We start from the raw sequence: 21,307 nt of genomic DNA, 5'->3' as shown, positions 1-21,307 counted from the left end.
AAGCAGGGGGGTGGGCCATGGTCCATAAACACATCGAGCAGGTGTGCGCAGCCGACGCAGCGCAGCCACCGACTTTGACAGCGCAGGAGGCCTCATGATCCGGGGCCATGAGACGCTGACTTCACGCCGCTACGGCATTTCGCCTGTGGCGGCGGCTTTCGCCTTGAACGCACTGGTGGCCCTGGTGGTGGTCGTTGGTGTGGCCTTGCACCTGTCTGCCCGACGCCACAGTGAAGTCCAGGCCGCCAACGAGCGCGTGGCCGACGCCGTGCGCATGCAGGTGGCCACCATCGGCGAACAACACCGCAACCTGGAATACGTGCTGTCGCAATTGGGCATGCGCCTGAACGAGGCCATGGCACTGCAGGGTGGTCACGACACCGACCTGCACGCCCAATTGCGGCTGTTCCAGAACCTGGTTCCAGGCACCCGGGATTTGCTGCTGGTGGACGGCGAAGGGCAGGTGTTGGCGGCCTCCGGCGCACCCGACGGGCGCACGGCCTTGTCGAACCACTGCGGCGTTTTCGCGCAGGAGCAGCCTGCCATCGAGGCGGCGGGCCTGTGGGCCATGCCCACCACGGCGGCCGATGAACGTTGCCCGCCACCAGGCACAGCGGTGATGGTGTTCAAAAGCGCGGCCTTCACCGGGCTGCACAGCGCCTCGCTGTGGCTGCTGGTGTCGGGTGACCGCTTTCAGCAGCAACTGCAGGAACGCTTGTCTGCACTGGTGCCCAGCAGCCGCTTTCGGGTGCTGATCGATGGCGACACGCCCTTGGTCGAAGGCCAGCTGGGCGGCCACGGGGGCAACGCCCTGGTGGCCAACTTCCCCCCTGCTTTTGACGGCAGCGAACAACCGGACCAGCAAGCCGGCCACACCTGGAGCGACCCCGTCGGCGGCGAGCTGTGGTCGGGCGTGGCCCAGCGTGTGCCGGGCATGGCCTTGCATGTGCAGGCGATCTACCCGGTCGATGCGGCAATTCAAGGCACGTGGCGTCCCTACCTGCGCCTGTGGTTGCTGGCCACCGCTGTGTTTCTGCTGGCCTGGGGCCTGGGCTCCATGCAGTTGCTGCGCCTGGTGCGCCGCTACCAGCACACGCTGCTGCGCAACGAAGACCGTTTCGACCTCAGCCTGGACTACGCCCAGGTGTGTGTGTGGGAGTGGGACCTGGCGTCCAAACGGGTGTTCTGGTCACGCCAGATGACCGCCATGCTGGGCGCGCACAAACCCGTCGTGGAAGGCACGGAAAACACCTTTCTGGACCGCATCCACAAACACGACCGCGAACGTGTGCGTGCCGAACTGCAGCGGTGCATCGACGGGGGCGGGTTCTACAGCTTCGAGTTCCGGCTGGTGCGCGTCGATCACCAAATCCGATGGGTACACAGCTATGGCAACGCCGTGCGCGACAAGAATGGCAAGGCCCTGCGCGTGTTCGGCATCATGCAAGACGCCACCGAGCGCATCCAGGCCACCCGCCAGCTTGCCGAGGTGGCACAACACACCCAGGCCATCCTGGACAACGTGGTCGATGGCATCATCACCATCGACCACTTTGGGGTGATCGGCTCCTTCAACCCGGCCGCCACGCGCATCTTCGGCTACAGCGCGGAAGAGGCCATTGGCCAGCCATCCCGCATGCTGCTGCCCGAGGGTTTCCGCCGTGGGCACGACAACTACATCGCCCACCAGATGGTCCAGACGCCGGACGCCAAGCAGGTGGTGGGCGTGGGCCGCGAGCTGTTGGCTCAACACCGCGACGGGCACACCTTCCCCATCCACCTGGCGGTGTCCGAGGTGCGGCGCGACGGCCAACCCACCTACATCGGCCTGGTGCGCGACATCACCCAACAGCGCCAGGCCGAAGCCGACATCGCCCACCTGGCCTTTTATGAGCAGCTGACCAATTTGCCCAACCGCCGCCTGCTGCTGGACCGGCTGCAGCGGGCCTTGCATGGCAGCGAACGCAGCCGCAACATGGGCGCCCTGGTCATGCTGGACCTGGACGACTTCAAAACCCTGAACGATACCTGGGGCCACGAAGCGGGCGACCAGTTGCTGGTGGAACTGGCCCAGCGCCTGACCGGCGCGGTGCGCGAGGGCGACACCGTGGCCCGCCTGGGCGGCGACGAATTTGTGCTGCTGCTCGAAAACCTGGCCACCGACCGCGCCACCGCCGCCGCCCACACCGAGGCGGTGATGAAAAAGGTGCTGGCGCTGTTCGACAAACCTTTCCACCCACAACAGCGCGAGTACATGACCACCGCCAGCCTGGGCGTCGCCTTGTTTGGCGATGCGGGGCGGACCAGCACCGACACGGTGATGGGACAGGCGGACATGGCCATGTACCAGGCCAAAGGCGCCGGGCGCAACAACTACCGCTTTTTCGACGCCGAGCTGCAGATCGCACTGACCGCCCGCGCCACCCTGGAGATGGACCTGCGCCAGGGCATTGCCAACAACGAATTCCGTTTGCACTTCCAGCCCCAGGTGGACGCCACCGGGCAGGTGCAGGGCGTGGAGGCGCTGTTGCGCTGGCAGCACCCCACCCGGGGCAACGTGTCGCCTGCGCAGTTCATTCCCCTGGCCGAACAAAGTGGCTTCATCCTCGAACTCGGCCAATGGGTGCTGACCACCGCCTGCGAAAAACTGGCGGCCTGGCGCCACGACCCCGACCTGAGCCCGCTGCGCATCGCGGTGAACGTCAGCGCCAAGCAGTTCAGGAGTCCGCGTTTTGTGCGCTCCGTCATCGACACCCTCACCGCCACGGGCGCCGACCCTTCGCGTCTGGAACTGGAGCTGACCGAAAGTGTGCTGGCCGACGACGTGGAAAGCCTGGTCGAGAAAATGACCACCTTGCGTGCCCACGGCGTGTTGTTCTCGCTCGACGACTTTGGCACCGGCTATTCGTCCCTGAACTACCTCAAGCGCCTGCCGCTGGACCAGCTCAAGATCGACCAGTCGTTTGTGCGCGACCTGATGACCGACCCCAACGACGCCGCCATCGTGTGCGCCGTCCTCACCCTGGGCAGCAGCCTGGGTCTGCAGGTCATTGCAGAGGGCGTGGAGACCGACGCGCAGAAAGATTTTCTGCGCCGCCACGGCTGCGCCCAGTTCCAGGGCTACCTGTTTTCGCGGCCCCTGGCCGAGGAGGCACTGGCCACCTTCCTGGAAGCCCGCAGACCGGTGGGTCAGGCCGCCTGAAGCCAGGGCAGGTGGGGCAGCGCGGCGGCCAGCAGGCGCAGCAGCAGCTCCCACCACACCACCACGTAAACCAGGGCCGCCACCCCGGTGGCGCCGGCCAGGGCCAGCGCCAAACCGTCGCGGAACATCCAGCCCAGCGCCACCAACATCAGGCTGAGCGCGGGCAGCACATTGCCCAGCGGCAGTGGCAGGAAAATCAGCGCGGCCATGAGCGACACCCACAGCGCCCACCAGGGCTGTGTGCGCTGGTGGGTCCACATCGCCCAGCGGGGCTTGAGGCAGCGGTCGGCCTGCTCAAAGACCCAGGCCAGACCGTACAGGCAACGCCGGCTCCAGCGTGGGCTCAGGCTGAGCGCCAGCGCGCGGCGCGGCACGGGCAACCGTTCGTGCCCGAGCCACCAGGCCCAGGCCACCCACCAGAGCAGGAAGCTGAGCACCGTGCCGGCACCCGCCACCGGCAGCATGGTGAGCGCCGCACTCAGCAACAACACGCTGGGCAGCGACTGGCTGTCCGGCAAAGCCAACAGCTCGGCCAGTGTGAGCCGCCAGGCGTCACTGGCATCGGCCGCACGGGCACGCAGGTGGCCCGCCAGGTGTCGACTCATGGTCGCCCCACTGCGTTCAATGGCCGGGCACAGCCGCCGGGCCGCGCCGCGCCATCAACCAGTGCAGGCCGCCCGCCAGCAACAACATCAGACCGAGCACCACCGCCCACACCAGCCACAACAAAGGCGCCACCCAGCCCAGCAAGCTGCCGGCCCATCCCGCAGTCGCCGGCAACACGTCCGACAGCCAGGCGAAGGCGTCGGCCCAGGCCTGCTGCAGCGCGCTCACCCAGGCCGGGTCCACCCACAGCGCCAACCACGCGGGCACCGGCCACTGGGCCGCGCTGCGCGCCACGTCCACGGCCTGGCCACTGGCCACCGCTGCGGCCAGCCAGTCGCTGAGTTGGGCGCCCACGGCCACCAAGCCGGTCCAGATCAGCGCCGCCAGCGCCACCACCGCCCACAACAGCCACTTCATGCTGCGCCTCCCAGGGCCAGCGCCTGGCGGCGTGCCAGCGACAAGCCACGCACCGGACGGCGTTGGCGCTGCCAGGCCCGCACCAAGGCCCCAGCAGCACGCTTGAGCGCCAGTTCCAGCGCGCCCATGGCCTGGCGCTTGACCGCGTTCACCACCAGCGTGCCGTGCTGGTCGGTGGCCAGCGTGATCTGGCACGATTGATCGATGCCACCGCGCGGGCCGTTGATGTCGCGCAGGCGCACGTGCACCTGCATCACCTGGGCGCGCATGCGGCGCATCACAAAACGCACCCGCGCCTCGACGCGCTGGCGGGCATCGCCGTTGAGATCATCGGCAACGGTTTCCACTCGAATCTGCATGACTGGCTCCTTCGGTTGGTCAACAAGCCCCCAACCTTAGGCGCGCATTCATTCACATAAAAGCATGTGCTTTGGAATTCTTTTTCAGATAAATTCGAAGCATGAGCCAGGAACTTAACTACAAACACCTCTACTACTTCTGGGTCACGGCCAAAGAAGGCGGCATGTCACACGCCGCCGCGCGCTTGGGCATGGCGGTGCAAACCGTGAGCGCCCAGGTGCGCGCGCTGGAGCAGTCGCTGGGGCACGCGCTGTTCAAGCCGGCCGGCCGTGGCTTGGCGCTGACCGACGCCGGCCTGGCCGCGCTGCCGCTGGCCGAGCAGATTTTTCAGCTGGGCGAACAGCTGCACAGCACCGTGCGGGACGCTGCCACCCACACCCAGGTGCGCCTGGCCGTGGGCATTTCAGACGGCCTGCCCAAACTGGCGGTGCGCGATCTGCTGGCGCCCGCGCTGGCCGAACCCCACCTGCGCCTGCTGTGCCACGAAGATGAGTTCGAGGACTTGCTCGGCGACCTGGCCTTGCACCGCCTGGACGTGGTCCTGTCCGACCGCGCCGCACCGCCCAACCCCAACCTGCGGCTGTACAGCCACGCGCTGGGCAGCTCACCGCTGGGCTGGTACGCGCCGGCGCAATGGGTCGATCAGGCTCGCGACCACTTCCCGCGAAGCCTGGCCACGGTGCCCGTGCTGCTGCCCAGCGCCCACACCGCCGTGCGCCCGCGCATAGACCACTGGTTCGAGCGCCACGGGGTGGCGCCACGGGTGGTGGGGGAGTTCGAAGACAGCGCGCTGTTGAGCACCTTTGGCGCATCAGGCCTGGGGGTGTTCCCGGCGCCCGACCGCATGCGCGAGACGCTGACGCAGCGCTACGGAGTGGTCTGGTTTGCCGACGTGGACGGTGTGCTGGAGCACTTCTTTGCCATCGGCACCGAGCGCAAGGTGCAGCACCCGCTGGTCAGGCGGCTGCTCGGGCAGGGGTGATTGCCTACAGGTGCCTGCTCCACACACAATAGGCCCCATGATGAACTTGTTGCTTTTCCTGGCTGGCCTGGTGGCCTTGGTGGCCGGCGCCGAATTGCTGGTGCGTGGCGCCTCCAAGATGGCGCTGTCCTTTGGCATCTCACCCCTGGTGGTGGGCTTGACCGTCGTGGCGTTTGGCACCAGCGCACCCGAAATGGCGGTGTCGGTGGGCGCGGTGCTGGACGGCCAAACCGACATTGCCCTGGGCAACGTGGTCGGCAGCAACATCTTCAACGTGTTGTTCATCCTGGGCCTGAGCGCGTTGATTGCCCCACTGGTGGTGCACCTGCAGCTGATCCGCCAAGAGGTGCCCATCATGATCGGCGGCGCTGTGCTGCTGCTGGTGCTGGGCCTGGACGGGCGCCTGGGCATGAGCGATGGCGCGCTGTTGTTTGGCCTGCTGTTGGCCTACACCGTGTTCCTGATCGTGCAGTCGCGCCAGCAAAACGCCAGCCACAGCGAGCCCACCGAGTTCGACGTCGAACTCCAGCCGGCCGCCGCCGGCGCCTGGGACAGCAAGCGGCCGGTGCAGGCGTTGCTGGTGGTGGTTGGGCTGGCCTTGCTGGTGCTGGGCTCGCACTGGCTGGTGGGGGCCTCGGTGGTGTTTGCCAAAGCACTGGGGGTAAGCGATGTGGTGATTGGGCTGACCATCGTGGCGGCCGGCACCTCGCTGCCCGAGGTGGCGGCGTCGGTGACGGCTGCGCTCAAGGGCGAGCGCGACATCGCGGTGGGCAACGTGGTGGGCAGTTGCACCTTCAACACCTTCGGTTGCCTGGGCTTGTCGGCACTGGCCGCCGGTGGGGCCGGGCTGGTGGTGCCGGCCTCGGTCATGGCGTTTGACATCTGGGTGATGCTGGCGGTGTCGCTGGCCTGCCTGCCGGTGTTCCTGACCGGGCGCGAGATCGCGCGCTGGGAGGGCGGCGTGTTCCTGGCGTTCTACGTCGCCTATGTGGCCTACCTCATCCTGGCGGCGCAACAACACGCCGCGCTGGGGCCTTTCTCGGCGGTGATGATGGGGTTTGTGATCCCGCTGTCGCTGGTCACGCTGGTGGTGTCGGTGCTGCGCCGCGCCCCGGGCCCCTGAGCCTCAGGCCCACACGCTGTCCAGCGCCGCCAGGGCGCTGGCAATCACCGGCTCACCGGCCCGCGCGGCCAGGCACACAAAACTCAGATCGCAGTCCAGCGCCACGCGGTCGGCCACGACCAGACCACGCGCCTGCGCTTCGCGCATGGCAATCGCATCGCGCACCAGGCTCAGGCCCACGCCACTTTTCACCAGATCCAGCATCGAAGCCTCCTGATCGACCAAGGCCACGCGGCGCGGTTCCAGCCCGGTGAGCGAGCCGGGGCCAAACACGCGGCGCAGCAAGCGGTGGTGCGCGCTGGCGGCCGGGGTGGCCAGCCAGGGCAGCGCGGCCAGGGCCTTCCAGTCTTTGCCACGCACCTGCGGGCCCCAGCCGGCCGGCGCCAGCACCCGGTAGCTGAAGCGGGCCAGCGGGCGCAGCCGGTAGGGCGCGCCGGCCGGGTCGTCCGGCAGGTCGAGAAAAAAGCCGACGTCCAGGTCGCCCCGTGTCACCTGCGCCAGCACGTCACCGCTCATGCCCTGGCGCAGCTCGGTGCCGATTTGCGGCGCCGATTCGACCAGGGCCTTGAGAAAGGCGCCCAGGCGGGTGAACTCGGGGTCGAGGATGGTGCCGATGCGCAGCGTGCCGCGCACCGTGTGGTGCAGCGCGGCGGAGGCCTGGCCAAAATCAGCCAACGCCGACAAGGCCTTGTCGGCCAGGGGCAGCAGGGCCGCGCCGTCTTGCGTGAGGGCCATGCCTTTGGGCGTGCGGGTGAAAAGTTGCAAACCGGTGACCTCGGACAGGGCCTTGAGTTGCAGGCTCACCGCCGGTTGGCTCAAGTGCAGGCGCTGGGCCGCGCGTGAGACGTTGCCCTCGCGCGCCACGGCCACAAAGGCGCGCAGCGCTTGGGGGTCGGCCTGGCCCAGGGCGGGGGTTTTCATATTTGCATTGCTTATAAATAGGTTTTGACGATTTCATTGGATTTCGTCACGTTGGTCAAGCACACTCGGCCCATTCTTTGGAGAACCACCCATGAGCATCACTAATATTGAACACTTCATCAACGGCGCTGAACAACCGGGCACCGCCACCCGCGCACAAGACGTGTTCAACCCCGCCACCGGCGCCGTGACGGGCCGCGTGAAGCTGGCCAACACGGCCGATGTGGCCACCGCCGTGGCCGCCGCGCAGGCCGCCTTCCCGGCCTGGGCCGACACGCCGCCGATCCGCCGGGCGCGGGTGATGTTCAAGTTCCTCGAACTGGTCAACCAGCACAAGGACGACCTGGCCCGTTTGATCACCGCCGAACACGGCAAGGTGTTCACCGACGCGCAGGGCGAGGTGTCGCGCGGCATCGACATCATCGAGTTCGCCTGCGGCATCCCGCAGTTGCTCAAGGGCGATTTCACCGACCAGGTCTCCACCGGCATGGACAACTGGACGCTGCGTCAGCCGCTGGGCGTGGTGGCGGGCATCACGCCCTTCAACTTCCCGGTCATGGTGCCCATGTGGATGTTCCCGGTGGCGATTGCCGCTGGCAACACCTTCATCCTCAAACCCAGCCCCATCGACCCCTCGCCTTCGCTGTTCATTGCCGACTTGCTCAAGCAGGCCGGCCTGCCCGACGGTGTGTTCAACGTGGTGCAAGGCGACAAGGAAGCGGTGGACGCGCTGCTGGTGCACCCCGATGTGAAGGCCATCAGCTTCGTTGGCTCCACCCCCATTGCCAACTACATCTACGAGACCGGCGCCCACCACGGCAAACGTGTGCAAGCCCTGGGCGGCGCCAAGAACCACATGGTGGTGATGCCCGACGCCGACCTCGACCAGGCGGTGGATGCGCTGATCGGTGCCGCCTACGGTTCGGCGGGCGAGCGCTGCATGGCCATCAGCGTAGCGGTGCTGGTGGGCGATGTGGCCGACCGCATCATGCCCAAGCTGATCGAGCGCACGAAGGCGCTGCAAGTGCTCAACGGCACCAACCTGGCGGCCGAGATGGGCCCCATCGTGACGGCCGCTGCGCACCAGCGCATCACCGGCTACATCGAAGCCGGTGCCAAGGAAGGCGCGCAGCTGCTGGTGGACGGGCGGGGCTTTGACGGCGCCCGCGCAGGCGACGGCTGCAAGAACGGTTTCTGGCTCGGCGGCACGCTGTTCGACCACGTGACGACCGACATGAAGATCTACAAGGAAGAGATCTTTGGCCCGGTGCTGAGCTGCGTGCGGGTGCCCGACTTTGCCCAGGCGGTGCAAATCATCAATGACCACGAATTTGGCAACGGCGTGAGCTGCTTCACCCGCGACGGCAACGTGGCCCGCGAATTCGCGCGTCGCATCCAGGTGGGCATGGTGGGCATCAACGTGCCCATCCCGGTGCCCATGGCCTGGCACGGTTTTGGTGGCTGGAAAAAAAGCCTGTTCGGCGACATGCACGCCTACGGCGAAGAGGGCGTGCGCTTCTACACCAAGCAGAAGTCCATCATGCAGCGCTGGCCGGAATCGATCGGCAAAGGCGCCGAGTTTGTGATGCCCACCGCGAAGTGAGCCCCATGAGCGACGCCACGTTCGACTACGTTGTGATCGGTGGCGGCACCGCCGGCAGCCTGCTGTGCAACCGGCTCAGCGCCGACCCGTCCAAGCGGGTGCTGTTGATCGAAGCCGGCCAGCAGGACAACTACCACTGGGTGCACATCCCCGTGGGTTACCTGTACTGCATCGGCAACCCGCGCACCGACTGGCTGTACCAAACCGAACCCAGCGACGGCCTCAACGGCCGCCGGCTGCGCTACCCGCGCGGCAAGGTGCTGGGCGGTTGCTCCAGCATCAACGGCATGATTTACATGCGCGGCCAGGCACGCGACTACGACCAGTGGGCGCAGCTCACCGGCGACGATGCCTGGCGCTGGGATGCCTGCCTGCCCGACTTCAAGGCGCATGAGCAGCATTACAAACTGGACGACACCCAAGACCCGGCTTTTGCCGCCTTGCACGGCCACAAAAACACCGGCAGCAGCGGCGAGTGGCGGGTGGAAAAACAGCGCCTGCGCTGGGACGTGCTCGACGCCTTTGCCGAGGCCGCGCAACAGGCTGGCATACCCGCCACGGGCGACTTCAACACCGGCAACAACGAAGGTGTGGGCTACTTTGAGGTCAACCAGAAAGCCGGCTGGCGCTGGAACACCGCCAAGGCCTTTCTGCGCCCCACCTGCACACAGCGGCCCAACGTGACGCTGTGGACACAAAGCCAGGTCAGCCGCGTTCTGCTGGAGGCGCAGGCCGATGGCAGCCAGCGCTGCGTGGGCGTGGAGGTGTGGCGCGAAGGCCGCCCCGTGACGGTGCGCGCCGAAGCCGAGGTGGTGTTGAGCGCGGGCAGCATCGGCTCGCCGCAGATCCTGCAGCTCTCGGGCATCGGCCCGGCCGACCTGCTGCAGCGGCACGGCATCACACCCCTGGTGAACCTGCCCGGCGTGGGCGCCAACCTGCAAGACCACCTGCAAATCCGCGCGGTGTTCCAGGTGCAAGGTGTCAAAACGCTCAACACCCTGGCCAACAGCCTGTGGGGCAAGGCCCTGATCGGGCTGGAGTACGCGCTCAAGCGCAGCGGCCCCATGAGCATGGCGCCCAGCCAACTGGGCGCCTTCACCCGCAGCGACCCGGCCCAGCCCCACGCCAACCTCGAATACCACGTGCAACCGCTGAGCCTGGAGGCGTTTGGCGAACCGCTGCACCCCTTCCCGGCCTTCACCGCCAGCGTGTGCAACCTCAACCCCAGCAGCCGGGGCACGGTGCACATCCAGAGCGCCAACTTCCGCGACGCCCCCGCCATCGCGCCCAACTACCTGAGCACGGCCGACGACCGCCAGATCGCCGCCAACAGCCTGCGGCTGACCCGGCGCATCGTTGAGCAATCGGCCCTGGCCAAATACCGGCCCCAGGAGATCAAACCCGGCGTGCAGTACCAGAGCGATGAAGACCTGGCCCGCCTGGCCGGCGACATCGCCACCACCATCTTCCACCCGGTGGGCACCACCGCCATGGGCCGCGATGGCGACCCCATGGCCGTGCTGGACAGCCACCTGCGCGTGCGCGACGGCCAAGGCGGGCACGTCGCCGGCCTGCGGGTGGTGGATGCCGGTGCCATGCCCACCATCACCAGCGGCAACACCAACAGCCCCACGCTGATGATGGCCGAGAAGGCCGCCGCCTGGATTCGTGCAGGCCGATGAGCGGTTGTGGTGCCTGGGGTAATCCCTATGCCCAGTTGCGGTGCATGTTTTTTACAATTCGGCCACTCGCAAACGGCGTGGCTTGAAACAGCGCACCGTTGTGCCGCGAGGGACCGAGGAGACAACCGAAGTCGAACAACATATCCCCAGCGTCCCCAAGAGATGCATTTGATTCAACCGCGCCGGCCCAAGCCGGCGTTTTTTTTGCCCTCACGCCCCACAAACACCCCAACTGACGCAAGTCAAGGCGGGTGAGCACCCGGCCTCCGATACTCCCAGGTGTACCCCACATCGGAGATTCAGATGGCGTTGTTCGATCACACCGGCCTCATGGCCGAACTCAACCAGAGCCTGGCCAGCTTCCGCCAGGCGCAACCCGAGGCCATGGCGGGTTTTGGCCAATTGGCCCGCGCCTCGATGGCACCGGGCGCCATGGACGGCAAACAAAAGGAGCTGATCGCGCTGGCCATCGGCATCACGCAACGCTGCTCGGGCTGCATCGGCTTTCACGTCAAGGCCTTGCACAAGCTGGGCTGCAGCCGCGCCGAGCTGGAAGAGATGTTGGCCATTTGTGTGTACATGGGCGGCGGGCCGGCCCTGATGTACGCCGGCGAAACCCTCAAAGCATGGGACGACCTCGACCCCAGCAAGGCCTGATGACCTGAAGGCCCGCGCGGGCTGGCATGATGCGCGCTGCCCATGCCAGCCGAGCCCGCACCCGCCGCGATCACCACCTACACGGTGGCCGTGCGCACCCTGTGCGACTTCACGGCCCGCCAGGGTGACCTGGACACCCGCTTCACGCCTGGCCCCACGGCCGCGCAAGGCCAGGAAGGCCACCGCCTGGTGGCCAGCCGCCGACCCAGCCATTGGACTGCCGAAGCGAGCCTGAGCGGCCGCTGGCGCCACCTGCTGGTGCGCGGCCGGGCCGACGGCGTGGACGTGCAGGCGCGGCGCGTGGAAGAAATCAAAACCCACCGGGGCCCGATTGAGCGGGTACCCGCGAACCACCGGGCCTTGCACTGGGCGCAGGCCCGCACCTACGGCTGGCTGCTGTGTGAGCAGGAAGGCTGGCCTGAGGTGGAGGTGGCGCTGGTGTATTTCGACCTCGACGAGCAGGCCGAAACCGTGCTGAGCGAAACCCACAGCGCGGCCGATTTGCGCGACCACTTCGAGTCCCTGTGCGAGCGCTTTCTGCACTGGGCCGATCAAGAAGCCGACCACCGCACGCGGCGCGACGAAGCGCTGCGCCAGCTCGCCTTCCCCTTCGGCCACTTCCGCGCTGGCCAGCGCGAACTGGCCGAGGCCGTGTACCGCGCCCACACCCACCACCGCTGCCTGCTGGCACAAGCCCCCACCGGCATCGGCAAAACGGTGGGCACGCTGTTCCCGGCGCTGCGCGCCCTGCCTGTGACTGGCACCGACCAGCTCTACGCCCTGAGCGCCAAAACCCCCGGCCGCCAGCTCATGCTCGACGGCCTGGCCCGCCTGCAAGCCCACACGCCCGCCCTGCCCTTGCGCACGCTGGAGCTGGTGGCGCGCGACAAGGCCTGCGAACACCCCGACAAGGCCTGCCACGGCGACTCGTGCCCCCTGGCCCAAGGCTTTTACGACCGCCTGCCCGCCGCCCGCGCAGCCGCCGTGCGATCGGCCCGCATGGACCGCGCTCAGGTGCGCGCCATCGCCCTGGCGCATCGCATCTGTCCCTACTACCTGACCCAGGCCCTGGTGCGCTGGAGCGACGTGGTGGTGGGCGACTACAACCACTTCTTCGATCCCTTCGCCATGCTGCACGCACTCGTGGCCAGCGAAGAACGCAGCGCGGCCCTGCTGGTGGACGAGGCCCACAACCTGGTGGAGCGCGCGCGGGGCATGTACAGCGCGGCGCTGGACTTCGCCTGTTTTCGCGGCATGCGCCTGCTGGCGCCCAAAACACTCAAGCGCCCGCTGGGGCGCCTGCACAAAGCCTGGAAGCAGCTGCTGGACAGCTTTGACGCGCCTTACCAGGTGCTGGAAACCTTGCCCGACGACTGGACCGGCGCCCTGCAAGGCGCGGTGGCCGCCGTGGCCGAGCACCTGGCCGAACACCCCACCGAAGCCCCTGGCAGCCCGCTGGTGCGCTGGTATTTCGACGCCCTGTTTTTCCAAAGCCTGGCCGAGGCCTTCGGCCCCCATTCCCTGCTGGACCTGAGCACAGAGAACGACGGCACGCTGAGCCTGCGCAACGTGGTGCCCGCGCCGTTTCTGCGCGAACGCTGGCAGGCCGCCCAAGGCGCCACCCTGTTCTCGGCCACCCTCAGCCCGCCCGACTTTGTGCGCGAACTGCTGGGCCTGCCCGAGAACACCGCCTGGCGCGACGTGCCCTCGCCTTTCGCCGCGTCACAGTTGCGGCTGGAGGTGGCGCGCGACATCTCCACCCGCTTTCAGGACCGCGCCCCATCGCTGGACCGCCTGGTGGATCGCATCGCCCACCACTACCAAAACCGCCCCGGCAACTACCTGGCCTTTTTCAGCAGCTTCGACTACCAACGCCAGGCCAGCGAACGCTTGGCCGAACGCCACCCCGAGGTGCCGCAGTTCGCGCAATCGCGCGGCATGAGCGAGGCCGACCGCCAGGCCTTTGTGGACCGCTTCACGCCCACCAGCCAGGGCGTGGGTTTTGCCGTGCTGGGCGGCGCCTTCGGCGAAGGCATCGACCTGCCCGGCGCCCGCCTCATCGGTGCCTTCATCGCCACCCTGGGCCTGCCACAGGTCAACCCGGTCAACGAACGCATGCGCGAGCGCCTGCAAGCCCTGCTCGGCGACGGCTGGCGTTACACCTACCTCTACCCCGGCATACAAAAAGTGGCCCAGGCCGCCGGGCGGGTGATACGCACGCCCGAGGACCAGGGGCTGATCGTGCTGATGGACGACCGCTTTGCTCAGGCCGAGGTGCTGGCCTTGTTGCCGGCCTGGTGGCCGGCGCCGCAACCGGGCAACCAGTTTCACAAAGCTTGAGCATCGGACGGGACACCGTGCCCGTCGGCCCCCGTAACATGGGCACGCCCGATGCGGCCAGCACGCTGCCACGGTCGTTCCGGGCCAACGCCAGGGGCGTGATGTCGGCCCGATGCCCCATGTCAGGCACACCCATTAAAGAGATGAGACCACCCACCCATGGAACCGTCCGCCCTGATTGATCGGTACTGCGACGTCTGGTCAGAGCCCGACCCGCGTGCCCGCGCGCGACTGCTGGCATCCGTGTGGGCGCCCCACGCCACCTACACCGATCCGACCGTGCACGCGGTCTGTGCAGAGGAACTGCTCTCGCACATCGCCAAGGTACAGGCGCGCCGCCCAGGCGCCCGGGTCGTGCGTACCAGCCAAGTCGATGTCCACCATGGGGTGGCCCGGTTTGCGTGGCACGTTGTCCAGGCCGATGGCACGGCCTTGCCGGAGGGCTTGGACATCGCGTTCATCGCGCCCGAAGGGACTCAGATCGAACGCATCATTGGGTATTTCGGTCCTTTGCCCCGCCGCTGATGGGCAGCCGGCTCTGAGCGCTCGGCACCGTATCGCCCGCTTCACTTAAGTTGCGCGCGAAGCGCTCGTGTGAAAGTGCCTACCGATTGCACATCGGGCAAAACGCCGGATCGGCCTTGCCCTTGACCTTGCGGTGTTCGATGTGGTGACAGGCTTGGCACTGCCAGGCCGGGCCCGACGGCATAGAGGTAGGAAAGCCACAAGTGGCACACGGCAGGCCTGGGCGTGGCAAAGGCTCGCCAAAACCCGGGGCCTCGCATTTGGGGCAGGCGGTGCGCAGCCGGTTGGCCAGGCGCATGGCCAGGCGGCGGATGTGGCGCAAGCGGGTGGGGTTGAGGTGGGCGCGCAGCTCCGAGCGCAGCTCGGCCACCGGGTGCTCGCGCAACACGGTGGCCACGGCTTCGGCGATCTGCTCGCGGGTGGTCAGCGCCTTGAAGAACACACCGGGTGCACCGGGCAGGCCCACCATGACAGCGTGTTCGGGCAGGCGGTAAGGGGCCAGGGCCTCGTGCAACTCGTCCACATGGCCCACGCGACGTTCGTGGTTTTCCATGGTGGTGGTCATGCCCTGCACCGTGCACTCGAAGCCGGTGTCGAGGTCGGCGAACTTGAGCCACTCCAGGTTGACCATTTGCAGCGGCACCGTGGGGTGCGGGCGGAAGCTGCCCTCGGACGCCATGAACAGGCGCCCCTCGGGCACCATTTCCTTGGCGGCGGCGATTTTGGTGGCCAGGGCAAACAGCGGGCCGTTGGGCCGGTCCACCGCGCCACAAAAAGTGCCAAGCTTGTCGGTGTCCACCGGCACCTCTTGCACTTGCGCGATGCCCAGCGTGGGCGCCAGCACCGAAGTGAGGGTGGGGCCTTTGCCGTGCAGCGTGGGCAAATAGACGGTTTGGCCAGCCCAGGGGCTGGCGATGCGCGGGCCTAGGGCACTCATGATGACGAGCCCCCACGCTCCCCCGCTTCGCGTGGTCCGCTGCCCCCCGAGGGGGCGCGAGCTTGCTTGGGGCGGCCCGGCGCGGCGCTCATCAGGCGAGGGTGTCCAGCAGCGAGCCGGTCATCTCGCGCTCGGTCTTGAGCACCCGCAGGTTGGCCTTGAATTCGAGCACGGCCATTTTCTGATCCACCACGTCGCGGACCACATCAGCGCCCTGCGTTTCGGCCTTTTGCACACTGACCGACACGCCGCCCCCTATTTGTGGCACGGCGCTGACCTCATCGCGCCGGAAACCGGGCGTGTTCATGTTGGCGATGTTGTTGGCGGCAGCGCCCAGACGGGTCTGGGCCGCGTTCAGGCCGGACAGGGCGGTGGAGGACAACATGTTCATGGGCATCACCTGAATGTGAATTCGGCAGTTTACGCCGCCGACTGAAAGCCGTCCGTCCGCTGCGCGACGAATCGGCATCGGGCCGGGCAATTCATGCACAAAAAGTCATGGATACATCGCTTCTGGATTTGTTAATGATTTGACAAGTATCGAATACAGTCTCGCCATGGAACATCCCCGCGCTGTACTGTTTGACGCCTATGGCACGCTGTTTGACGTGTACAGCGTGTCGCTGCTGGCCGAACAGCTGTTCCCCAGCCAGGGCGAGGCCATTGCCGTGTTGTGGCGCGACAAACAGATTGAATACACCCGCCTGGTGACCACCAGCAACCACGGCGCGCACTACCAGCCCTTCTGGGCCCTGACAAGCCAGGCGCTGACCTACGCGATCAAACGCCTGGTGCCGGTGGCCCGCAGCGACTGGCCGGCGTTCGAAGAACGCGCCACGCAGTTGCTGAACCAGTACCGCCACCTGTCGGCCTACCCCGAGAATCGCGAGGTGCTGCAAGCGCTCAAGACACGCGGTGTGGCCACCGGCATTCTGAGCAACGGCGATCCCGAGATGCTGGGCATCGCGGTGCGCAGTGCCGGACTCGATGGCCTGCTCGACCACGTCATCAGCGTGGACCCGATCCGCAAATTCAAAACCCACCCCGACGCCTACGCGCTGGGCGAACAGACCACCGGCCTGTCGCGCTCGCAGATCCTGTTCGTCAGCAGCAACGGCTGGGACGCGCTGGCGGCCACCTGGTACGGTTTTCGCACGCTGTGGGTGAACCGGCAAAATCTGCCCTTTGAGGAATTGGGCACCCAGCCAACGCGCACCGGCAGCAGCCTGCGCGACGTGCTCAGCTTTTTCCCCTGACACCGCCTTTTTATTGATTCAACGGAGTCTTCATGACCGCACGCACCCCAGTCCACCAACTGCAAGTCGCCACCGAGTTGCACCAGTTCATCGAAAACGAGGTTCTGCCGGGCACCGGCGTGGACAGCGCCGCGTTCTGGAAAGGGTTTGACGCCATCGTGGCCGACCTGGCCCCCAAGAACATCGCCCTGCTGGCCGAACGCGACCGCCTGCAGAGCGAGCTCGATGCGTGGCACAGCGCCAACCCCGGCCCCATCCAGGACATGGCCGCTTACCGCGCCTTCCTGGAAAAGATCGGCTACCTGGTGCCGGTGCCCAAAAAGGTGAAGGCCACCACCAAAAACGTGGACGACGAGCTGGCCACCCAGGCCGGCCCGCAGCTGGTGGTGCCCATCCTGAACGCACGCTATGCACTGAACGCCGCCAACGCGCGCTGGGGCTCGCTGTACGACGCGCTGTATGGCACCGACGTCATCAGCGAAGACAAAGGTTGTGAAAAGGTCGGCAAAAAAGGGGGATACAACCCCAAACGCGGCGCCAAGGTCATCGCCTACGCGCGCCACGTGCTGGACCGCTGCGCGCCGCTGAAGAAGGGCTCGCACGTGGGCTCCACCGGCTACAAGGTCAACAAGGACGGCGAGCTGGTGGTGGGCCTGGCAGAGGGCGGCACGTCCAAACTGGCCGACAAGTCGCAGTTCATCGGCTTCCAGGGTGAAGCCAAGGCGCCCAGCGCCGTGCTGCTCAAGCACAACGGCCTGCACCTGGAAATCCAGATCAACCGCAACACCGCCATCGGCAAAAGCGACGCCGCCGGCGTGAGCGACCTGGTGGTGGAAGCCGCGCTGTCCACCATCCTCGACCTGGAAGACTCGGTGGCCGCCGTCGATGCCGAAGACAAGGTGTTGGGTTACCGCAACTGGCTGGGCATCCTGCAGGCCACGCTGACCGAGTCCATCACCAAGGGCGACAAGACCTTCACGCGCGGCCTCAACCCCGACCGCGAGTACACCGGCAGCAACGGCAAAAAGGTTCGCCTGCACGGCCGCTCGCTGATGTTCGTGCGCAATGTTGGCCACCTGATGACCAACCCGGCCATCCTCTACACCGCCGCCGATGGCTCGGTGAAAGAGATCCCCGAGGGCATCATGGACGCGGTGGTCACCACCACCATCGCCCTGCACGACCTCAAGCGCACGAAGAAGGACGCCATTCGCAACTCGCGCAAGGGTTCGGTCTACATCGTCAAGCCCAAGATGCACGGCCCCGAGGAAGTGGCCTTCGCGGCCGAGCTGTTCGGCCGCGTCGAGCAACTGCTGGGCCTGGCCGACAGCACCGTCAAGCTGGGCATCATGGACGAGGAGCGCCGCACCTCGGTCAACCTCAAGGCCTGCATCGCAGCCGCTGGCAGCCGCGTGGCCTTCATCAACACCGGCTTCCTGGACCGCACCGGCGACGAGATGCACACCGCCATGCTGGCCGGCCCCATGATGCGCAAGGGCGACATGAAGTCCAGCGCGTGGATTCAGGCCTACGAGAAGAACAACGTGCTGGTGGGCCTGAGTTGTGGCCTGCGCGGCAAAGCGCAGATCGGCAAGGGCATGTGGGCCATGCCCGACCTGATGAAGGCCATGCTGGAGCAGAAGATCGGCCACCCCAAGGCCGGTGCCAACACCGCCTGGGTGCCCAGCCCCACCGGCGCCACGCTGCACGCCCTGCACTACCACCAGGTGCTGGTGTCCGACATCCAGAAAGAGCTGGAGAAGACCAACGCCGACAAGCTGCGCGATGAGCTGCTGACCGGCCTGCTGACCGTGCCGGTGGTGGCCAACCCCGCCTGGACCGAAGCCGAAAAACAGGCCGAGCTGGACAACAACGCCCAGGGCATCCTCGGCTACGTGGTGCGCTGGGTCGACCAAGGCGTGGGCTGCTCCAAAGTGCCCGACATCAACGACGTCGGCCTGATGGAAGACCGCGCCACCCTGCGCATCAGCAGCCAACACATGGCCAACTGGCTGCACCACGGCATCGTGACCGAAGCGCAAGTGAAAGAAACCTTTGAGCGCATGGCCGCCAAGGTGGACAAGCAGAACGCGGGCGACAAGCTGTACCAGAACATGGCCGGCCACTTCGACACCAGCATGGCCTACCAGGCCGCGTGCGACCTGGTGTTCAAGGGCAAGGAACAGCCCAGCGGCTACACCGAGCCGCTGCTGCACGCGTGGCGTTTGAAGGTGAAGGCGGCAGCCTGAGCTCTGCACGCATGTCCACTGGCACCACGGACCCCTCCCGCTGCCCGCTCTGCGGGCAGCCCAACCGCTGCGCCATGGAGATCGAGCGCGAAACGGTGGAGAAGCAGGGCCCTTGCTGGTGCGTGTCGGTGGACTTCACGCCCGCGCTGCTGGCACAGGTGCCGGCGGAGGCGAAGGACCAAGCCTGCATTTGCGCGGCTTGCGCTGCGCGCGCCAGCCCCTGCGATTGAGCCGCCCTGCGGGCCGGCTCACATCACCCGCGACAGCGCAAACATCACGGCCGAGCCCAGGCGGGTCGCCACCTCGTCGCGCGCGATGCGGGTGGTGGCCGCTTCCAAGGTGGGCGGCAGGCGGTGGGGAGAGGTGTCGGTGGAACCGATTTCCACAAACAGCAACTGCGGTTGTTTGGACAACAACTCGGCTTGCAACAGGTGCAGGGCGTCGGCATGGTGGGCGGTGTCCAGCACCAGCAGGTGGGCCACGTGGCCTTGCAAGGCCTCGCGGGCCTGCGCTGCGTCCACCACGCCGTCCACCGCAATGCCCAGGCGTTTGAGCGTGGACACGGCGTCGTTGCGCAGGGCCGCATCGCCTGACACCACCACCACATAAGCGCCCGACACCGACTTGAACACCGAGTCCATCGGCACCTCTTGCGCCGCAGCCACCTTGACCTCTTCCTCAGCCACCTGCACGGTGCGCCGGAACAGTGCCACCAGCTCGACGCCATCATTGGCGAGGCTGCGCTCCAGGCGCACGGCACCGTCGGATGCAGCGATCTGGCTCAGCAGCAGCCAGTGGATGTTGTCTTCCACCACCGCGCTGCCGGGGATGACGCGGTCGCCGCTGTAGACCTTCATCCACAGGCGGGCCTGGCCGTCGGTCGTTTCCAGCCGCCAGTCGATGCGGTAGCCAAAAGGCAGGCCCCAGTCGAGCATGGCGTTGGTGAGGCTGAAGCCCAGGGTGGGATCGATCAGGATGTCCACCGCCTTGAGGCGGCGGCGCAGGGTGACGCCCAACATGGCCATCTCGCCCTTGCGCTCCTGCAGCACACATTCGAGCAGGTAGGCCAGGTCGATCTTTTCGTGCGACTGGCGCACCCGGCCGCTCTGGAATCGGACGATCTGCTGGGCGCTGATGCCACAGTGTTTGAGCCGCTCGGCCGGCATGGCCAGCACCTTGTATTCGGCGGGCGTCAGGCGCCCCTTGGTGAGCAGCAGGTCCAGCCCACGCACCAGCGACGACACCGTTTCAATCGACTGGTCGGTGAGCGCCGTCACCAGCTCGGGCCAGTGCTCGGCCATGCGCCAGTTGTCGATGGCGGACAAAGGCGCGGGCGACGAAGCGGCGGCATCCGGCGGTGTAGTGGCCATGGTGGTGCGTCAGGTGGTTCACAAATGAGTGTAACGCCAACCATTTGCCACAATACCGGTATGAACACCGCTCCGCTGCCCGCCTTCCCCGCCGCCCGCCCGCGCCGCCTGCGCCGCGACGCCTTCACCCGCAACCTGGTGCGCGAACATGCGCTCACCGCACACGACCTGATCTACCCCGTCTTTGTGCTGGACGGCCAGAACCGGCGCGAGGCCGTGGCCTCCATGCCCGGTGTGGAGCGCCTGAGCCTGGACCTGCTGCTGCCGGTGGCCGAAGACTGCGTGAAGCTGGGCATCCCGGTGATGGCGCTGTTCCCGGTGATCGACCAAAGCCTGAAGACGCCCGACGGCCGCGAGGCCTTCAACCCGGACGGGCTGATTCCGCGTGTGGTGGCCGGCCTGAAGACCCGCTTCCCTGAGCTGGGCGTGATGACCGACGTGGCGCTGGACCCCTACACCAGCCACGGCCAAGACGGCCTGCTGGACGAGCGCAACTACATCATCAACGATGCCACGGTGGAGGTGCTGGTGAAGCAGGCGCTGGCACAGGCTGCCGCCGGCGTGGACATCGTGGCGCCCAGCGACATGATGGATGGCCGCATCGGCGCGGTGCGCAACGCGCTGGAAGCGGCCGGCCACATCCACACCCGCATCATGGCCTACAGCGCCAAGTACGCCTCGGCCTTCTACGGCCCCTTCCGCGACGCCGTGGGCTCCGCCGCCAACCTGGGCAAGGCCGACAAAAAGGTCTACCAGATGGACCCGGGCAACACCAACGAAGCGCTGCGCGAAGTGGCGATGGACATCGCCGAGGGCGCCGACATGGTGATGGTCAAACCCGGCATGCCCTACCTGGACGTGGTGCGCCGCGTGAAGGACGAATTCGGCGTGCCCACCTTCGCCTACCAGGTGAGCGGTGAATACGCCATGCTCAAGGCCGCCGCGCAGAACGGCTGGCTGGACCACGACGCCGTGATGATGGAAAGCCTGCTGGCCTTCAAGCGCGCCGGCGCCGACGGTGTGCTGACCTACTTCGCGCGCGACGCGGCGCGCCTGCTGCGCCAGATCTGAAGCCAC

19 protein-coding genes are annotated in these 21,307 nt (G+C 66.9%); 12 read left to right on the top strand and 7 right to left on the bottom strand.

The genetic code is table 11. The annotated features are described in order from the left end of the window. The first annotated feature begins 94 nt into the window (after positions 1–94). On the top strand, positions 95–3,202 hold the full coding sequence (locus ACFQPB_RS10380; RefSeq protein WP_382222716.1) for a putative bifunctional diguanylate cyclase/phosphodiesterase: 3,108 nt from the start codon (positions 95–97) through the stop codon (positions 3,200–3,202). On the opposite strand, the gene ACFQPB_RS10375 is transcribed toward ACFQPB_RS10380, so the two are convergent. The 3 genes from ACFQPB_RS10375 to ACFQPB_RS10365 are packed head-to-tail and all read right to left on the bottom strand — an operon-like array spanning position 3,190 to position 4,584. After that, positions 3,190–3,807, bottom strand: coding sequence for an exopolysaccharide biosynthesis protein (locus ACFQPB_RS10375; RefSeq protein WP_382222713.1), 618 nt, complete (start codon positions 3,805–3,807; stop codon positions 3,190–3,192). The genes ACFQPB_RS10380 and ACFQPB_RS10375 overlap by 13 nt on opposite strands. A 16-nt stretch (positions 3,808–3,823) precedes the next feature. After that, entirely contained in the window at positions 3,824–4,225 is a 402-nt protein-coding gene (locus tag ACFQPB_RS10370) for a hypothetical protein (protein WP_382222710.1), read from the bottom strand. Then, positions 4,222–4,584, bottom strand: a complete 363-nt coding sequence (locus ACFQPB_RS10365) for an HPF/RaiA family ribosome-associated protein (RefSeq protein WP_382222707.1) — start codon at positions 4,582–4,584, stop codon at positions 4,222–4,224. Before ACFQPB_RS10365 ends, ACFQPB_RS10370 begins: the two co-directional genes overlap by 4 nt. 101 nt (positions 4,585–4,685) lie before the next feature. Here ACFQPB_RS10365 and ACFQPB_RS10360 point away from each other — a divergent pair, with 101 nt between their 5' ends. Together ACFQPB_RS10360 and ACFQPB_RS10355 are read left to right on the top strand one after the other, a co-directional pair. After that, complete coding sequence (locus tag ACFQPB_RS10360; protein ID WP_382222705.1) at positions 4,686–5,567, top strand: LysR family transcriptional regulator; 882 nt, start codon at positions 4,686–4,688, stop codon at positions 5,565–5,567. Between the two features lie 40 nt (positions 5,568–5,607). Beyond that, positions 5,608–6,690, top strand: coding sequence for a calcium/sodium antiporter (locus tag ACFQPB_RS10355; protein ID WP_382222702.1), 1,083 nt, complete (start codon positions 5,608–5,610; stop codon positions 6,688–6,690). A 3-nt stretch (positions 6,691–6,693) separates the two neighbouring features. Here the strand turns inward: ACFQPB_RS10355 and ACFQPB_RS10350 are convergent, their stop codons facing one another. Beyond that, positions 6,694–7,611, bottom strand: a complete 918-nt coding sequence (locus ACFQPB_RS10350; RefSeq protein WP_382222700.1) for a LysR family transcriptional regulator — start codon at positions 7,609–7,611, stop codon at positions 6,694–6,696. 91 nt (positions 7,612–7,702) lie between these two features. Here ACFQPB_RS10350 and ACFQPB_RS10345 point away from each other — a divergent pair, with 91 nt between their 5' ends. The 5 genes from ACFQPB_RS10345 (at position 7,703) to ACFQPB_RS10325 (ending at position 14,418) form a co-directional block, all read left to right on the top strand. Next, positions 7,703–9,214, top strand: coding sequence for a CoA-acylating methylmalonate-semialdehyde dehydrogenase (locus ACFQPB_RS10345; RefSeq protein ID WP_382222698.1), 1,512 nt, complete (start codon positions 7,703–7,705; stop codon positions 9,212–9,214). Between the two features lie 5 nt (positions 9,215–9,219). Continuing rightward, on the top strand, positions 9,220–10,896 hold the full coding sequence (locus ACFQPB_RS10340) for a GMC family oxidoreductase (protein ID WP_382222695.1): 1,677 nt from the start codon (positions 9,220–9,222) through the stop codon (positions 10,894–10,896). A 303-nt stretch (positions 10,897–11,199) separates the two neighbouring features. Beyond that, the gene (locus ACFQPB_RS10335; protein WP_382202622.1) at positions 11,200–11,553 is read left to right on the top strand and encodes a carboxymuconolactone decarboxylase family protein; all 354 of its coding nucleotides are present in this window, start codon (positions 11,200–11,202) and stop codon (positions 11,551–11,553) included. 42 nt (positions 11,554–11,595) lie between these two features. Continuing rightward, a complete protein-coding gene (locus ACFQPB_RS10330) occupies positions 11,596–13,893 on the top strand; it encodes a helicase C-terminal domain-containing protein (protein WP_382222693.1) in 2,298 nt (765 codons plus the stop codon). Positions 13,894–14,052: 159 nt separating this feature from the next. Further along, complete coding sequence (locus ACFQPB_RS10325; RefSeq protein ID WP_382202618.1) at positions 14,053–14,418, top strand: nuclear transport factor 2 family protein; 366 nt, start codon at positions 14,053–14,055, stop codon at positions 14,416–14,418. 79 nt (positions 14,419–14,497) lie between these two features. On the opposite strand, the gene ACFQPB_RS10320 is transcribed toward ACFQPB_RS10325, so the two are convergent. Then, positions 14,498–15,355, bottom strand: a complete 858-nt coding sequence (locus ACFQPB_RS10320; protein WP_382222690.1) for a DUF6671 family protein — start codon at positions 15,353–15,355, stop codon at positions 14,498–14,500. 91 nt (positions 15,356–15,446) lie between these two features. Beyond that, entirely contained in the window at positions 15,447–15,746 is a 300-nt protein-coding gene (locus ACFQPB_RS10315) for a flagellar basal body protein (RefSeq protein WP_382222688.1), read from the bottom strand. A gap of 166 nt (positions 15,747–15,912) precedes the next feature. Between ACFQPB_RS10315 and ACFQPB_RS10310 the strand changes: the two genes are divergently transcribed. Genes ACFQPB_RS10310 through ACFQPB_RS10300 form a run of 3 tightly spaced genes read left to right on the top strand, consistent with a single transcriptional unit; the run spans position 15,913 to position 19,090 of the window. Then, a complete protein-coding gene (locus ACFQPB_RS10310) occupies positions 15,913–16,611 on the top strand; it encodes a haloacid dehalogenase type II (RefSeq protein WP_382222685.1) in 699 nt (232 codons plus the stop codon). A gap of 32 nt (positions 16,612–16,643) precedes the next feature. Continuing rightward, on the top strand, positions 16,644–18,860 hold the full coding sequence (locus tag ACFQPB_RS10305) for a malate synthase G (protein WP_382222683.1): 2,217 nt from the start codon (positions 16,644–16,646) through the stop codon (positions 18,858–18,860). 11 nt (positions 18,861–18,871) lie between these two features. Then, positions 18,872–19,090 (top strand): cysteine-rich CWC family protein, encoded by a 219-nt coding sequence (locus ACFQPB_RS10300; RefSeq protein WP_382222680.1) that lies wholly within the window; start codon positions 18,872–18,874, stop codon positions 19,088–19,090. 18 nt (positions 19,091–19,108) lie between these two features. Here ACFQPB_RS10300 and ACFQPB_RS10295 read toward each other — a convergent pair whose 3' ends face one another. Then, complete coding sequence (locus ACFQPB_RS10295; protein ID WP_382222677.1) at positions 19,109–20,230, bottom strand: hypothetical protein; 1,122 nt, start codon at positions 20,228–20,230, stop codon at positions 19,109–19,111. A 60-nt stretch (positions 20,231–20,290) separates the two neighbouring features. Between ACFQPB_RS10295 and hemB the strand changes: the two genes are divergently transcribed. Then, positions 20,291–21,301 (top strand): porphobilinogen synthase, encoded by a 1,011-nt coding sequence (gene hemB, locus ACFQPB_RS10290; protein ID WP_382222674.1) that lies wholly within the window; start codon positions 20,291–20,293, stop codon positions 21,299–21,301. Positions 21,302–21,307: the final 6 nt, after the last annotated feature.

The organism is Hydrogenophaga atypica, assembly GCF_042665215.1.
Classification (GTDB): Bacteria; Pseudomonadota; Gammaproteobacteria; order Burkholderiales; family Burkholderiaceae_C; genus Hydrogenophaga; species Hydrogenophaga defluvii_A.
Note: the sequence above shows the minus strand (reverse complement) of the source record. Positions and strands in the feature narration are given on the sequence as shown.